At 66.1% G+C, this 14,840-nt stretch carries 13 protein-coding genes; 4 read left to right on the forward strand and 9 right to left on the reverse strand.

Translation table 11 applies throughout. The annotated features are described in order from the left end of the window. Positions 1 to 113 precede the first annotated feature (113 nt). The 3 genes from MU553_RS04180 (at position 114) to MU553_RS04190 (ending at position 3,454) form a co-directional block, all read left to right on the forward strand. On the forward strand, positions 114 to 593 hold the full coding sequence (locus MU553_RS04180; RefSeq protein ID WP_247375954.1) for an Lrp/AsnC family transcriptional regulator: 480 nt from the start codon (positions 114 to 116) through the stop codon (positions 591 to 593). A gap of 185 nt (positions 594 to 778) precedes the next feature. Next, positions 779 to 1,231, forward strand: a complete 453-nt coding sequence (locus MU553_RS04185; RefSeq protein WP_247375955.1) for an NAD-binding protein — start codon at positions 779 to 781, stop codon at positions 1,229 to 1,231. A 27-nt stretch (positions 1,232 to 1,258) separates the two neighbouring features. Beyond that, positions 1,259 to 3,454 (forward strand): universal stress protein, encoded by a 2,196-nt coding sequence (locus MU553_RS04190; RefSeq protein ID WP_247375958.1) that lies wholly within the window; start codon positions 1,259 to 1,261, stop codon positions 3,452 to 3,454. Here MU553_RS04190 and MU553_RS04195 read toward each other — a convergent pair. The 4 genes from MU553_RS04195 to gatB form a co-directional block, all read right to left on the reverse strand. Next, positions 3,451 to 4,152 (reverse strand): phosphoglycerol geranylgeranyltransferase, encoded by a 702-nt coding sequence (locus MU553_RS04195; RefSeq protein ID WP_247375960.1) that lies wholly within the window; start codon positions 4,150 to 4,152, stop codon positions 3,451 to 3,453. The genes MU553_RS04190 and MU553_RS04195 overlap by 4 nt on opposite strands. Positions 4,153 to 4,203: 51 nt before the next feature. Beyond that, positions 4,204 to 6,693: a DNA topoisomerase I gene (locus MU553_RS04200; RefSeq protein ID WP_247375962.1), complete on the reverse strand. Its 2,490-nt coding sequence runs from the start codon at positions 6,691 to 6,693 to the stop codon at positions 4,204 to 4,206. Between the two features lie 135 nt (positions 6,694 to 6,828). Next, entirely contained in the window at positions 6,829 to 7,677 is an 849-nt protein-coding gene (locus MU553_RS04205; protein WP_247375963.1) for a hypothetical protein, read from the reverse strand. 279 nt (positions 7,678 to 7,956) lie between these two features. Beyond that, positions 7,957 to 9,471: an Asp-tRNA(Asn)/Glu-tRNA(Gln) amidotransferase subunit GatB gene (gatB, locus tag MU553_RS04210; protein ID WP_247375966.1), complete on the reverse strand. Its 1,515-nt coding sequence runs from the start codon at positions 9,469 to 9,471 to the stop codon at positions 7,957 to 7,959. 328 nt (positions 9,472 to 9,799) lie between these two features. Here gatB and MU553_RS04215 point away from each other — a divergent pair, with 328 nt between their 5' ends. After that, positions 9,800 to 10,078, forward strand: coding sequence for a DUF6199 family natural product biosynthesis protein (locus MU553_RS04215; protein ID WP_247375968.1), 279 nt, complete (start codon positions 9,800 to 9,802; stop codon positions 10,076 to 10,078). A 10-nt stretch (positions 10,079 to 10,088) separates the two neighbouring features. Here MU553_RS04215 and MU553_RS04220 read toward each other — a convergent pair whose 3' ends face one another. From MU553_RS04220 to MU553_RS04240, 5 genes are all read right to left on the reverse strand, one after another. Continuing rightward, a complete protein-coding gene (locus tag MU553_RS04220) occupies positions 10,089 to 10,814 on the reverse strand; it encodes a type 1 glutamine amidotransferase (RefSeq protein ID WP_247375970.1) in 726 nt (241 codons plus the stop codon). Positions 10,815 to 10,898: 84 nt separating this feature from the next. After that, entirely contained in the window at positions 10,899 to 11,354 is a 456-nt protein-coding gene (locus MU553_RS04225) for a ferritin-like domain-containing protein (RefSeq protein WP_247375971.1), read from the reverse strand. A gap of 99 nt (positions 11,355 to 11,453) precedes the next feature. Next, positions 11,454 to 12,575, reverse strand: a complete 1,122-nt coding sequence (locus MU553_RS04230) for an RNA ligase (protein ID WP_247375974.1) — start codon at positions 12,573 to 12,575, stop codon at positions 11,454 to 11,456. Positions 12,576 to 12,639: 64 nt separating this feature from the next. Next, positions 12,640 to 13,362: a universal stress protein gene (locus MU553_RS04235; RefSeq protein ID WP_247375977.1), complete on the reverse strand. Its 723-nt coding sequence runs from the start codon at positions 13,360 to 13,362 to the stop codon at positions 12,640 to 12,642. Continuing rightward, a complete protein-coding gene (locus tag MU553_RS04240; RefSeq protein ID WP_247375978.1) occupies positions 13,362 to 14,789 on the reverse strand; it encodes an APC family permease in 1,428 nt (475 codons plus the stop codon). Before MU553_RS04240 ends, MU553_RS04235 begins: the two co-directional genes overlap by 1 nt. Positions 14,790 to 14,840: the final 51 nt, after the last annotated feature.

A 14,840-nucleotide genomic window follows, 5' to 3' on the forward strand; every position in this document is an offset into this window, starting at 1 on the left:
CCCTGGACGAACCGGCGTCTGCGCCCGGGCGATCAGTGCCGACCCCGGGCACAGCAACGGGGACCGGCCGGTCGCGACGGTACACTTTTTAATGGGTACGCAGTTGGCCCGCTATGAGCGACCGCGACGACACCATCGAACTGGACGAGCTCGACCGGCACATCATCTACCGACTGCAGCACGACGCCCGCAACACCTCGGCGAGCACCATCGCCGAAGAGATGGACGTCGCCGCCAGCACCGTTCGCAACCGCATCAATCGGTTGGAGGACGCGGGCGTCATCAACGGCTACTATCTCGACGTCGATTACGAACGGACCGGGTTCCAGTTACACACGCTCATCATCTGCAACGCCGAGATTCCCGACAGAGAGGAGTTGTCCAGAGCGGCGCTCGACATCGAGGGCGTCGTCGCGGTCCGGGAGGTGATGACTGGGAGTGAGAACGTTCACGTCGAAGTGGTCGGCCGCGACGGCGACGATCTCAGTCGCATCGGTCGCGAACTCGACGCGCTCGGCCTCGACGTCCTCGACGAGGACCTCATCCGGAACGAGTACGTCCATCCCTACGAGGGATTCGCCCCGAACGAGTGACGAGACGCTGTCGAAAACGAACGTCGGATCACGCGAGAAATGTAGAAATTCTGCGGTTCCAACAAAATAACCGGTTGTTTTATGCGGAATCAGCATCGACTAGCGATCACGTAGCGGACGAAAACCCCTGCCACCGGACGTGAGGCCCGTCCGATAGCGGCGGGTGTATCGTACAGGACCAACCAATGACGCTCGTAAAAAAAGGCCGTCCGTCCCTCGGTTGTTCGGGAGACAGCCCGACCGTCGTGGTCGTCGGTAGGAGGGCAGCCAAAGCACTCGCGGTCCACCTCGACGAAACCACAACGGTCCGATACGCCAGCAGTGACCAGCAGTTAGTTCGGCAAGCGACGAACGCCGGCCTCGACGCCGGTTGCGTCGACGAGACCGATGCCGGTAGCCTCTGTCCCGTGACCGAACACGCCGACGCAGCAGTCGTGGTCTTCGATTCCAACCGATCGACACTGCTGACTGCACAGTTGCTCCGCGTCTGTTGTAACGTCGAGGACGTGTTCGCCACCGTCACCGAACCGGCACACGTAGATGCCTTCGAAGGTACCGGAATTCGACTTCTCGATACGCAGTCGTGGCTCGCCGGGATCGTGCGCGAAGAACTCGCGCTCTCGGCGGTCGATGCCTGACGAGGCGGCTCCCGCTTTCTCTCACATATGCCAAAAGAACTCGAACGCGACCTCGGACTTGCATCGGTGTTCGCGATCAGCGTCGGCGCCATGGTCGGCAGCGGCATCTTCATCCTCCCGGCTCTGGCGCTGAAATTAGCGGGCCCAGCCGTCGTCCTCGCGTACTTCCTGGCCGCACTGATCGTGCTGCCTGCCGCACTGAGCAAAGCCGAGATGGCGACAGCCATGCCGGAAGCGGGCGGCACGTACGTCTACATCGAACGCAGTATGGGGCCGCTCCTCGGGACGATCGCGGGCGTCGGAACCTGGTTCTCGCTGACGTTCAAAGGGGCGCTCGCCCTGGTCGGTGGCGCGCCGTACATCGTCTTGCTGCTCGATCTACCCGTGTTGCCCGTCGCCGTCGGCCTCGCCAGCGCCCTCGTCGCCATCAATCTGTTCGGTGCGAAACAGACCGGGCGGATGCAGGTCGCCATCGTGGCGATCATGCTCGCTGCGATGGGGTGGTTCCTCGCCGGGTCGGTGGGGACCGTCGAGAGCGCGGGCTTCGACGGGTTCTACGCCAATGGAACCGGCGGCCTCCTGGCTGCTGCGGGGTTCGTGTTCGTCTCCTACGCCGGCGTGACCAAGGTCGCCAGCGTCGCCGAGGAGATCGAAAACCCCAGCCGGAACATCCCGCTGGGAATGCTCGGGTCGCTGGCGTTCACCACGCTGCTCTACGTGCTGGTCGTGTTCGTCCTGGTCGGCGTCACGCCGTCGCTGGACCTCGCGGGGTCTGCGACGCCGATCGCCGACGTAGCACAACTCACGCTCGCCGAACCGGGCGTCATCGCGGTCGTCGTCGCGGCGGTGCTGGCGCTCGTCAGCACGGCGAACGCGGGCATCCTGTCCTCGTCGCGGTATCCCTTCGCGATGAGCCGCGACGAGCTCGCCCCGCCGCGGCTCGCGCACGTCAGCGACCGGTTCGACACGCCGACAGTCGCGATCACGCTGACCGGTATCGTCACGATCCTGCTCATCGTCGGCGTCCCGATCATGGAGATCGCCAAGCTCGGCAGTGCATTCCAGATTCTGGTGTTCATCCTGGTCAACGTCGCGCTGGTCGCATTCCGGGAAAGCGGTGTCGACGGATACGACCCAGACTTCACCGACCCGCTGTACCCCTGGACGCAGGCGTTCGGCATCGTCGGCGGAGTCGTCTTGCTCACGCAGATGGGCTGGCTGCCCGTGGTTGGCGCAGTCTTCATCATCGGCGGCAGCACGCTCTGGTACCTCGGGTACGTGCGACCGCGCGTGCGCCGGGAAGGCGTCGCTCGCGACGCACTGCGCCGGCGGATCGGCAAGCGCGCCGTCGAACGGACCCGCTCGACGTTCGAGGCGAGTCCGGAGTACGACGTCCTCGTCGCCGTCACCGAGGAGACCTGCCGGAAACAGGAAGCAGCACTCACGGGACTCGCGACTGACGTCGCTGCGCAACGAGACGGGAGCGTCACGGTCGTCCGGTTCGATGAGGTTCCCCAGCAGTTACCGCTGGCTTCCGTGACGGACATGCAATCGCCCAGCGACGAGGCGTTCGAGAACCGCATGGAATCCGTCGCCGCGGCGACATCGGTCCCCGTCGAATACGGCGAGATCGTCAGCCACGACCCCCGACACGCGGTCGTCAACTTCGCCGACCACCACGACGCGGACCTGCTCGTGGTCGGCGAGGCCTCGCGCGGTCTCTGGTCCCGGCTGTTTGGCAGCGACACCGACTGGATGCTCCAGCACACGCCCTGTGACGTCCTGCTCGTAGACGCCGACGACGTGACCGCCGACGGCGAGGTCGCACTCGTCACCGACGAGGGGCCTTTCGAACCGGTCAAGGTCGAACTCGCCGACGCGCTCGCGAGCGCGACGGGTGCCAGCCTCGCACTGATTCAGGGGATCCCTGCAGATGCGACGGACGAACAACGAACCGCGGTTCGGACGTATCACGAGAAGTTGTGTGAGCTGTGTGACGGACCCGTGGATTCGCGCGTCGTCGAGAGCCAGAGTCCGGCCGACCTGGCGTCGTGCGCCGACAGTGCCGACCTGGTCGTCGTTCAAACGAGCGGCTCGCCGACGACCGCCCGCCGCCGAGAGCGACTGCTCGACGCCGTCGAGTCACCAACCGTGATCGTCCGCCCCAAACGTGAGAACCAGTCCGGTCTGATCGGTCGGCTGTTCGAGCGCGTCGCGTTCTAGGCGTCTTTCGCGCCCTCGACCGTCCTGCGAACGGCGTCGACGCCCTCGTCGTGGACGAGGTCGCCGACGACCACCACGTCGGCGTCCTGGGCCATCTGGTGGGCCGAATCGTAGTCGTGGATGCCGCCGCCGTAGAACAGCGTCGCGTCGTCGAGTTCGTTCTGTGCCGCAGCGACCTTCTCGGGGTCGCCGAGCATCCCGGAGTACTCGATGTAGACGATGTCCTGCCCGAACATCTGCTCGGCGACCTCGGCGTAGGCCGCGACCTCTTCGGCGTCCAGGTCGCAGTCGGCCTGCGTGTACTCCGCCACCGACGAGTCCGGGTTGAGGACGATGTAGCCTTCGGTGAAGGTCCGCGCCCAGTCGATGTCGTCGTCGAGTCGCGCCCACTCCTTGTGTGCGCCGGTCACCCAGGAGATGTCGCCGGCGTTGAACACGATCGGAATGAGATAGCCGTCGAGCGAGTCGTCGTGCACCACGGCGTTCGAGTGGCTCGGCTCGATGTAGAGATCGACGTCGTACTTGCCGCAGGCCTCGACGACGGTGGCCATTTTCTCCTCGGTCATACCGGTCGTCCCACCGACGGCGATCGCGTCGGTCCCGGTCTGACAGACGTCCTCGAAGGTCTCGCCGTCGACCAGGGTCTTGTCCGGGTCCACCTTCAACAGGTGGTCCCACTCCGTCCAGGGGCCGCTCATACGCGGTGATTCCTACCGACAGTGAAAACACTTCGGAAACGACACTGCCCCTCAGTCCGCCGCTTCCGCGCCGAGTTGGGCCTGCCACTCGCGGATCTGGTCTGCGCTGACGCCCTGGACGTCAGTCGCTACCTCGTCGGCGTCGACCCGCTGGAGGTCCTGCAGCGTCTCGACTTCCACGTCGGCCAGTTTCTCTGCGGTCCGTTCGCCCAGTCCGTCGAGGTCCACGAGGTCGTCCACCGACTGGCGCGCCTGGTACTCCTCGTAGTTGCAGATCGGACAGCCCAGTTCCCACGGCTCGTCGCCGTTGTGCACCGTCAGTTCCGGCAGGTCGTGTTCCGCACACCGCTCGTCTTCGATCTCGATGTCGCCCCGGCGCGGCAGCGGCAGCGAGTACTCGCAGTCCGGATAGCGCGTGCAGCCGACGAGGCGCGACCCGCTGCGGAGTTGCTTGATGGCGAGTTCGCCGCCATCCTCCTCGCCGCACTCCGGGCAGTCACCGATGACCTCGTCCTCGCTCTCGTCTGCCTCGTCGGCCCGGCACTGCGGGCAGCCGTGGGTGAACGTGTCCCGCCCGGCGAGCAGTTTGACGTGTTTGAGGTCGTGCTCCTCGCATTTCTCGTCGATGACCGTCGGTTCGCCCTTGCTCGGCAGCGGCAGCGTGTACCGGCAATCGGGGAAGCCGTCACAGCCCACGAAGTGCGAGCCGTGCCGGCTCTTCCTGATGAGCAGGTCTTCGCCGCACTCCGGACACGGACCGAGCGTCCGGTCGGCCTTCAGTGACTCCTGGAGGTGGTCGCCCACTTCCTCGCGCGACTCGTGGAGCGCGTCGAACACCTTCTCTAACATCTCACGGGACTCGTCGGTCACGTCGTCAAGCGTCGCCTCGCCGCTGGCGATCGCGGCCATGTCTTCCTCCAGTTCGGCCGTCATCTCCTCGCTGACGATGAGGTCCGCGAACTCTTCGGCGGCCTCGACGACGGCTTTCGCGAGCGTCGTCGGCCGCGGCGGATCCTGCTCGATGTAGCCTCGGTCGTACAGTTTCTCGATAGTGTTGTGACGCGTCGCCTTCGTCCCCAGGCCCAGCGACTCCATCTTCTCGATGAGTCGCGACTGGCCGTAGCGCCGCGGCGGCTGGGTCTGCTTGGCTTCGAGTTCGACGTCGTCGATGACTAGGTCCTCGCCCTCCTCGACGTCGGGGACGTGGTTCTCGCTGGCGCTGGAGTAGGGATACACGTCGTGGTACCCGGGTTCGACCAGACGCTTGCCGTTTGCCTTCAGCTGGCAGTCGTTGGCCTCTGCGACGACGCGCAGGTGTTCCCAGGTCGCTGGCTCCGCGACGGTCGCGAAGAAGCGCCGAACGACGAGTTCGAAGATCTCCCACTCGTCCTCGTCGAGTTCGCTCCGGTTCGGGAGTTCGCCCGTCGGATGGATCGGCGGGTGGTCGGTCGTCTCGTCGTCGCCCTCCGTGGGTTCGATATCGTCCTGTTCGAGCAGGGACGCCGCCTCCTCGTCGAACGTCGTCCCGGTGAACGCGTCCAGGAGTTCCTCGGGATCGAGATCGTCGGGGTACACCGTGTTGTCCGTCCGCGGATAGGTCATGTAGCCGGCGGTGTACAGCTCCTCGGCGATGGACATCGCGCGCTGGGCCGAATACCCCAGCGAGCCGGCGGCGCTGATGAAGGCCGTCGTGTTGAACGGGTCCGGCGGGTTGTCAGTGCGCGTCCGGCGACGGACCTGCGTGACCGTCGCGGCGGACGCTTCCTGCAGCCGCTCGAACGCCTCGTTGGCAGCCTCCTCGTCCCAGACGCGCTCGGCCTCGCTACCGTCGTCGTCGTAGAAGTACTGGGCTTCGAAGCCGTCCCCGTCCTTCAGGAGGTCGGCGAACAGCTCCCAGTAGTCCTCGGGATCGAACGCTTCGATCTCGCGCTCGCGGTCGACGATGAGCTTCAGCGTCGGCGACTGGACGCGCCCGACGGAGATGAAGTCGTCACCGAGCTGACGCGCAGACAGCGAGAGGAAGCGCGTCAGCGCCGCGCCCCAGATGAGGTCGATGACTTGCCGGGCCTCCCCCGCGGCGGCGAGGTCGAAGTCCAGATCGTCGGGATTGGCGAACGCGTCGCGAACCTCGCGTTCGGTGATCGAGGAGAAACGGACGCGCTTGATCGGGACGTCCGTCTCGTCGTCGATGATCTCGTAGGCCTCCTTCCCGATGAGTTCGCCCTCGCGGTCGTAGTCGGTCGCGATGACCGCCTCGTCGGCCCGGCGCGAGAGTTCACGCAGCGTCTGGACGATGTTTTCCTTCGTGGGCGATTTCGTGATGTCCGCGTCGATGAGTTCGACGGGCTGGACGTCGCGCCAGTCGTTGTACTCGGGGGGAAAGTCGACGCCGACGACGTGGCCGGAGAGCCCGACGACGCGCTTGTCGCCCCAGCGATAGACGTTGACGCCGTTGCGTCGCTCGGCCTCGGCGCTCCCTTCGCTCAGAATCTCGGCGATGCGCCGCGCGGCGTTGTCCTTCTCGGTGATGATCAACTCCACGGCGGCCCACCTCCCGGTACGCGGGTGGTCATTGCCAGTTCGTAGGCGGACCCAGTTTCTAAAGGTTTCGCCGGCGAAAACCGCCGTACTGCGCGGATGCGCGCCCGCGCAGGGCGCCCCCGCGGGCGCGCTCGACTACCCAGCGTACCCCCGAACGGCCACCAGCAGCGGCACGAGCGCGACGACCGCCAGTATCGCAAAGAGCGTCGGGAGCGCGGGGGCGAAGACGCCCGCCAGCGACCAACTCGCGACGACCAGGTACACTGCCACCAGAAACACGATCCACTCGCGCGTGGCCTCCCTGATCGCGGGCTGCGTCGCCGAGAGCGCCACGAGTGCGACCACGAGGACGACCAGATCGACGACCAGTGCCACCGCCGTCGTCTGCAGGACCGGCGCAGTGAGGAGCCAGCGGACGGCGAAGTCCACGACGAGTACCCCCGGCAGGGCACTCAGCGCTGCAGCGAAGACCCCCATCGAGGACAGCGGCGGGACGAGCACCGACACGACGTAACCGGCCCCGAGCACGTACAACACGAGGAGGACGACCACGCCGACCACTCCGAGTAACCCGGCGAGTTCGAGACTGACGACGAGCGGCGCGGCCGCGAACCCGCCGGCGAGGAGGGAAATCCCCGCGAACACGCCGCCGGCGAAGCGAAGATTACTGCGCTCCGCAGCCGAGAAGGACGGACGCGGGACGAGCGGCAACGAGGTCCGCCCGCCGACGCTCACCGCGAGACAGAGGAGGCCGCTCGCGAAATGACCGGCCAGGACAGCAGCCACGAGAAAGGCCGGTCCGACGATCGCTTCCGTCGGCAAATTGAGTAGCTCCAGGGGGTCCGTCGTCAACGGCGGCGCGTCCTGGAGGATCGAGTACGCGCGATAGGTGACGTAGCCGGTCCCGACGTAGGCCGCGACCGCGAGCAGGCTCACCAGCGTCCTGACTATCGCCCCCCGAGAGACGCGACCGTCTGCCCCCATTGCCAGGAGCTATCAACAGTTGAGAGTATAAAATTCGCTCATCGAACAGACCGAAACCGATTCTCAGAAGCGACCCGCGACAGTGGCTACTCGTCCAGTTCCGCTCGCAACAGCTGGTCCACGACCACCTTTTTCCACTCGGGTTCGCTCACGTTCCTCGCGAACCGCTCGTGCAAAAACGTGGGCGAAAAAGCCGCTCGTTCCTGTCGTCGCTCACGGCTGACGCCGTCCTCGTTTGCCGAGACACGTCCCGGTCGTGTCTCGCATCCCGCGCGCGAGTTAGTCGTCCAGTTCCGCTCGCAGCAATTGATTGACGTCGCCGGGATCTGCACTCCCGCCGGTCTTCTGCATCACCTGGCCGACGAGGAAGTTGATCGCCCCGCCCTCGCCGTCGTAGTAGTCCTCGACGGCGTCGGGGTTCTCCTCGATCGCTTCGGTGACGGCCGCCGCCACCTCGTCCTCGTCGGTCTTACCCAGTCCCTCCTGGTCGACGATGGTATCGGGGTCAGCGCCGTCGTCGAGCATCGAGCGCAGGACCGTCTCGCGGGCGTTCTTCGCGGTGATCTCGTCGGTGGCGACGAGTTCGACCAGGCGCATGACCTCGTCGAGGCGGTCCGCGATCGCCGTGATCTCCATGTCGCGGTAGTTCAGCTCGCCGAGGAGGTTGTCCGCGACCCACGTGGCCGCCAGGTCCGGGTCGTACTCGCCCGCGACGTCCTCGAAGAAGTCCGCGACCTGCTTCGTGGAGGTGAGCTTCGAGGCCGCCTCCTCGCTCAGGCCGTACTCCTCGCGGAAGCGCTCGCGGCGGGCGTCCGGGAGTTCCGGGATGGGGATCGTCTCCTTCCAGTCCGACACCTGCAGCGCCGGCAGGTCCGCCTCGCGGAAGTAGCGGTAGTCCTTCTCCTCCTCTTTCGAGCGCATCGAGACCGTGTTGCCGTGCGTCTCGTTGAAGTGGCGGGTCTCCTGCTCGACGGCGCGACCGGACTCGATGAGCTTCTTCTGGCGGGACTTCTCGAAGGCCAGCGCCTTCTCGGCGCCCTTGTGGCTGGAGATGTTCTTGACCTCCGTGCGGTTAGCGTCTTCGAGGACCGCATCGTCGATGGAGCCGTCGTCGGCGACCTCCTCGGCGGGCACCATCGAGAGGTTGGCGTCGATCCGGAGCGACCCGTCGCGCGTCGGGTCGAAGATGCCCAGGTACTCCAGCACCTCTTCGAGCTTTTCGAGGAACGCGCGCACCTCGCTGGGGTCGCGGAAGTCCGGTTCCGTGACGATCTCCATCAGCGGCGTGCCGGCGCGGTTGTAGTCGACGAGCGTGTAGTCGGCGCGCTCGATGGAGCAGGTCCGCGTCTCGATGTCCTCGGTCCCCTCGCGGACGTGGCGGATGCTCCCCGGGTCCTCTTCGAGGTGCGCGCGACGGATCGTCACCTGTCGACGATCGCCCGCGACGGCGAACTCCAGGGTCCCGTCCTGGCAGATGGGCGCGTCGTACTGGGTGATCTGGAAGTTCTTCGGCAGGTCCGGGTAGTAGTAGTTCTTCCGGTGGAACGTCGTCTCTTCGGGGATCTCGGCGTCGATGGCTTTCCCGACCTTGACGGCGGCCTCGACGGCGCCCTCGTTGAGCACCGGGAGCGCGCCGGGCAGCCCGAGACAGACCGGGCAGGTGTGGGTGTTCGGCTCCGCTGCCTGCTCGGTCGAACAGCCACAGAAGATCTTCGTCGCCGTCTCGAGCTGGACGTGTACCTCCAGTCCGATGACGGCGACGAGATCCCCCGTTTCGGCAGCCTGTGCAGTCATTACCCGGAGTTTGCGACCCGCCGGCTAAAGACTAACGACCCGACACGGACGGTACGGTCAGACCCGCCGACGGCGACCGCCTCGCAACAGTGAGCGGATCTGCCGCATCGGTTACTTAAAAGCCCATACATAGCAGAGAAAATCATTCCCCCGTGACTCGTCTGGTTCGTACTGGAGGCGCTCCCGCGGCAGTCCCACTCTCTTCGACGGCCAGGAGCGTTCCCCGAATCCCCCCGTCTCCCCACGGATTCAACCGTTCTCACCCCCATCGAAAAGAATGGGCGTCGTCGAACAGCCACGCCCCGTGTTTGATACTCGTCCACGTCGTATGGCAGCCGTGCTCACTGATCGACTTCGCCGCGTCGGCTACGGGTGGCTCGTCGTGCAGGGTCTGCTGGCCGCGATTGCGCCCGAACGGAGCATCGACGTGAAATTCAAACTGTGGGGAGCGGGCGTCGAGAACGTCGGTGCCCTCGAACCGAAGGACTGGTACGTCAGAAGCGTCCGGGCGGCCGGCGTCGGCATGATCGCCGCCGGAATCACGGGCCTGCTGTTCGAGCGCAACGCAGGCGTCGAGGAGGACGACGCAGGCCGCGAGCAGGACTGAACAGGTCGGACTACTGGTGCTCTGGCGACAGGGACGCGCGGTCACGGGCGAACCGCTGGAAGTTCTCGAAGAGGCGGGTGACCTGTGCCGTCTCGGCGTGGCGGGACGCAGTCGCGGCCGAGAGCACGGCGTCGACGCGCTCGTCGTCGACCTCCCCGCGTTTGTTCTCAGTCACCCAGCGGGCGGTGTCTCTGTCGTACTCGGGGTGGAACTGGACGCCGACGGCGTTCCTAACGCGGAACGCCTGGACGCAACAGTCGTTCTCGGCGAGTCTGGTCGCCCCGGGCGGGAGCTCGGACACCACGTCCGAGTGGGTCTCGAACGCGACGAACTCCTCACTGATTCCCGCGAACAGGTCGGAGTCGGCACACTGGCGAACCGTCCGGTAGCCGAGTTCGTAGTCGTCCATGGCCGACACTGTTCCGCCGAGTGCGGCAGCCAGAAGCTGGTGCCCCCAGCAGACGCCCAGGACTGGCACGCCACAGTCGACGGCGTCCTGCACCCAGCCTTCGACGTCGTCGATCCACGGCTCGTCCCAGTAGACGGAGGTCTGCGAGCCCGAGATGACAGCGCCGTCGTACGGAAAATCCCTGTAGCCACCGGCGGCCGAAACGTCCGGAAACGCCCCCTCGCTCACCTTGAACACGTCTAGTTCTACGTCGAACTCCCGCCGGAAGTTCCGCTCCGCCGGCGTGTCACCGAGAGATGCGTCGAGCAACGCGAGTTTGCCGACCATATTGTATGCTAGGCACACAACTATGAAATACTATGTGGTCGGCCCGGATCGAGTCGTGTGACGACGACTGTCGTGTGGGGCCAGTTACTCGTTCTGGTATTCCTTCTCGAACCCGCGGAACTCGGTTCGGTGTGCCTCTTCGTCCGCGAGGATGGTGACGGCGAGGTCCTCGGTCACGGGATCGTTCGCGTCCTCCGCGGCGTCGACGAGGTTGCGGTACGTCTCGATGGCGTCCTCTTCGGCGTCGAGGACGCCCCGAATCACCGAGATGACGTCCGTCGAGTCCTCGGGCGGCTGGAGCGAGTCCTGCCGGGACGAGAACTCCGCGGAACCGGGCGGCCGAGCGTCGAGTTGCTTGAGTCGCTGTCCGAGCTGATTGGCGTGATTCAACTCTTCCTGAATGTCCTGCTGCAGACTCTCCTTGATCTCTTCGGCGCGCACGCCGTCGAGCACGATCGCGTTCGTCTGGTAGTTCATCACGGTCTCCATCTCGTCGATGTACGCCTTTTCGAGGATTTCGATGACGCGGTCAGAAGACATCGCCTGAGTGTACGCGTTCCGAGACAATGGGTTTTCTGCCGAACGTGAGACGTCGTGTCACGATTGGCCGGTCGATGAGTCCCAGCTAGGGTCGACCGCTCACTCCGTGACGATCTGGCCGTCGAGATACGCCCTGATTTTGTCGTTCGTCGACTGGGTGATCTTCCGAAAGGTCACGACGCGGTCGCCGTCTTCGCGTCGGTCCTCGACGACGTCGAGTTTCAGTCCCATGTCGTCGAAGTGGTCGAACAACTGCTCGACGACCCGTGGCGGCGCCCGTACTGTGTGTTCCTCCCCGACGGTCTCTCCGTCGTCGATCCGTTCGATCGTCTCGATCATCGGCGACAGAACGGACTCCCCGAGGTCGTGTGCGCGATCGCGACGCTCCTGCTCGTCCTCGGCGAACTCGACCGACTGGAACGCCTCGCGGATGATCCGCCGGAACATGAACGGTTGGCCGTAGTCGAACGGCAGCGAGAAAGCGTACGCGAGGTCGTCCTGGTTCGCCGCCGACGTGGTGTACTTGAGCTGCTGGGTCACGTCGAGTGACTTCATCACGACGCCCTCGCCGCCGGCGTCGTCGAGGTCATCGACGAGCGCTGGCAGGGTCTCGACCGCCTCCTCGGGCACGTAGACGCCGTGGAACGGAACCTGCGGGATGTCGTACTGCTCACAGAGGTCGCGGCGCTCCGGGACGGGGACCGACTCGCCGGTCTCGCGCTCGCGGACGTCGAACACGCGGAAGGCGAGCGACTCGACGCCGGAGTAGTCGTGGGTCGTATAGGGGTTCTCCGGCCCGACCATCTCACCACAGAGCATCAGATCCGGATGGTCGGCGAAGAACGACTCGACGGGCAGTAACTCTCTGGCTTTGTAGGTCGTGAACGGACAGACGATGCCGCTGCGCGTGAACGCCAGCGGTTCCGCTGCGGGGTCGCCGGCGACGCGAGCGACCCGAACGTTGAACCCGTCGAGTTTCTCCTCGATCGCGATCTCGTCCTCGAAGTGGCGGGGCACGCCCTCCTCGACGACGAGCGTGCGCGGGACTTTCGGGAACCCGTCGACGACGGTGTCTTCCATGAGGACGACGCCACGATTGAGGTCGCTCCGGTAGTCGGGGAGGTACTCGTACTCCCGGCCGCGAAAGGTGCGAGTCTCGAAGTGCTCGCGTAACTCCGCGAACCGCGACGCCGAAAGTCCGAGGCGCTCGTGGTACTCCATGACAGGGGCAACGGCGCGACGGGACAAGAAAGCACGACCCCGTTCCCAGCGCCCGGGACCGACGTCACGCCTCGTCGCCGTCGGCAGTCCCCGCAGGATCGGGACGGACGACCAGGACGGCACCCAGCGCCGCCTCGGCGACGCGTTCCTCGAAGTCGCCGAAGACGAGTTCCCGCCAGTCGGGCGCGCGTTCGCCGAGCGCGATGGCGTCCACGTCACGCGCCGCCTCGGCGATCGCCTGCACCGGGCTGTCAGACTGGACGCGATCGGTCCTGATCCGGGCTGGATCGATCTCCGCGTCGTCCAACGCTCGCTCGGCGCGGTCCAGCAGGTTCAGCGTGTCGGCGTCCGGCCCGGCCACCTCCAGCAGGTGGATCGTCGTGTCCGTGGTGCTGAGGAGGTCCGCGACGACGGTACCGATCCGTTCGGCGGCGACGGCGCCGTGGAGCGCGACGAGCAGATCGTCGGCCGCCATCGCCGGGTTGAGGTGGACGATGAGGTCCGCCTCGGTCTCGCCGGCGACGCGATCGAACGTCTGGGCCTCGTCGTGCGTGAACACGAGCCTCGTCTCGACCGTCGCACCGGCGTCCGCGAACGCCTCCGCGATGGCGTCGAGTTTGGCGGCCCCCTGCTCCTCGAAGGACAGTCGCGCCTGGTTGGGCGTCGTCTGCTCTGGGATGACGTGATAGCCGAGGACGACCACCTCGGCGGCCCCGAGCAGGTCCAGAACGCCCGGCGGGACCGTCTCACCTTCGAGGACTTCGACGGGGACGAGTGCGCGGACCATCAGATCTCACCTTTGAGAGAGACGTCGCGGGCATAGTAATAATACCACCCGGCCGCCGCGACCATCAGCGCCAGACCGACGACCTGCGAGAGGACCTGCATGAAGCCGATGAGCGCGAAACTCGCGAGCGCACCCAGGACGGGCACGACCGGGTACCCCGGGACGCGAAAGGTCGGGTCGTACCAGTCGGGTTCGTCGCGGCGCAGCGCCAGCAGCGCGACGCAGAGCAGTCCGTACATGACCAGATGGAGGAACGACGCGACCTCGGCCAGCACCTCGACGGCACCGCTCGCGACCAGCAGGATCACCGGCACGCCCGCTAGCAGGAGCGCGACGTGCGGCGTTCCGTATCGGAGGTTGACGACGCCGGCGCGCTTGGGAAAGAGCGCGTCACGCGAGAGCGCGAACAGCGCCCGGGAAGAACTGAGAATCGACGCGTTCGCGGACGACACCGTCGCCAGCAGGCCGGCGACGAGGATCGCAACTGCGCCGAGCGGCCCGACGAACGACCGGGCCACTTCGACCATCGCCGTCTCGCCGAAGCCGGCCAACTGCTCGCTGGGGAACGCGCTCGTCGCGACGAAGATCGTCAGGACGTAGAAGACGCCGACGACGAGCACCGACCCGACCATCGCCAGCGGCAGGTTTCGGCCGGGGTCTTTGATCTCGCCGGCGACGGTCGCGACCTGTGCGAAGCCCAGATACGACGTAAAGACGAGCGCGGCCGTCGTGAACACCGGCATCGTCCCGAACGGCATGAACGTCTCGGGCGTCTGGCGACCGCCGAAGACGCCGAGCGCGTCGAGGCCGCCGTAGGAGAGGAACACCGTCAGGATCACCAGAAGGAGGCCGACGACGCCGTTCTGGAGCTTCGCGGCGTTCTCGGTCCCGGTCATCGAGAGGGCCGTGAGAAAGACGCCGAACGCGAGGCCGAACGCGAGCACGGGGTCGAACCCGAGCGAGAGCCCGAGTTCCGACAGCACCGCCGCGGCGTAACTGCCGAAACCGACGAGGTAGAACGCGGACGCGAACACCAGGCCGAGCCAGAGGCTGATCCCGACGACGGTCCCCGCGAGCGTCCCGAGCCCGCGGGAGATGAAGTAGTAGCCCCCGCCGCTCCGGGGCATCGCCGTCGCGAGTTCGGAGGCGGGGAGCGCGACCAGTAACGCCACGACCGCGCCGATCGCGAACGAGAGGGCCGCGGCCGGGCCGGCGCGACCGGCAGCGATCCCCGGAAACACGAAGATGCCGGCGCCGATCATCGTCCCGATCCCGATCGAGAGCCCACCGGAGAGCGAGAGCGTCCGCTCCAGTTCGACGCCGGAGACCTCGTCGACGGTCGCCTCCGCCTCGACGACCCCGTCGGTCCCTTCCGGCCGTTCACCGTCACGATTGACCCCCGACGCGTCCGGTGGGCTCGTGGGCATTGCCAAAGGGTGCACCCGGCGTGCTCATAGTAGTGTGGGAGACAGGTCGAG

It is taken from the genome of Halorientalis brevis, from assembly GCF_023077655.1.

Excerpts from the sequence above, each read along its gene's own strand:
- MU553_RS04180 (WP_247375954.1), top strand. The coding sequence starts at position 114 with ATGAGCGACCGCGACGACACCATCGAACTGGACGAGCTCGACCGGCAC.
- MU553_RS04195 (WP_247375960.1), bottom strand. The coding sequence starts at position 4,152 with ATGAGCGGCCCCTGGACGGAGTGGGACCACCTGTTGAAGGTGGACCCG.
- MU553_RS04240 (WP_247375978.1), bottom strand. The coding sequence starts at position 14,789 with ATGCCCACGAGCCCACCGGACGCGTCGGGGGTCAATCGTGACGGTGAA.
- MU553_RS04185 (WP_247375955.1), top strand. The coding sequence starts at position 779 with ATGACGCTCGTAAAAAAAGGCCGTCCGTCCCTCGGTTGTTCGGGAGAC.
- gatB (WP_247375966.1), bottom strand. The coding sequence starts at position 9,471 with ATGACTGCACAGGCTGCCGAAACGGGGGATCTCGTCGCCGTCATCGGA.
- MU553_RS04190 (WP_247375958.1), top strand. The coding sequence starts at position 1,259 with ATGCCAAAAGAACTCGAACGCGACCTCGGACTTGCATCGGTGTTCGCG.
- MU553_RS04225 (WP_247375971.1), bottom strand. The coding sequence starts at position 11,354 with ATGTCTTCTGACCGCGTCATCGAAATCCTCGAAAAGGCGTACATCGAC.
- MU553_RS04205 (WP_247375963.1), bottom strand. The coding sequence starts at position 7,677 with ATGGGGGCAGACGGTCGCGTCTCTCGGGGGGCGATAGTCAGGACGCTG.
- MU553_RS04230 (WP_247375974.1), bottom strand. The coding sequence starts at position 12,575 with ATGGAGTACCACGAGCGCCTCGGACTTTCGGCGTCGCGGTTCGCGGAG.
- MU553_RS04235 (WP_247375977.1), bottom strand. The coding sequence starts at position 13,362 with ATGGTCCGCGCACTCGTCCCCGTCGAAGTCCTCGAAGGTGAGACGGTC.
- MU553_RS04215 (WP_247375968.1), top strand. The coding sequence starts at position 9,800 with ATGGCAGCCGTGCTCACTGATCGACTTCGCCGCGTCGGCTACGGGTGG.
- MU553_RS04220 (WP_247375970.1), bottom strand. The coding sequence starts at position 10,814 with ATGGTCGGCAAACTCGCGTTGCTCGACGCATCTCTCGGTGACACGCCG.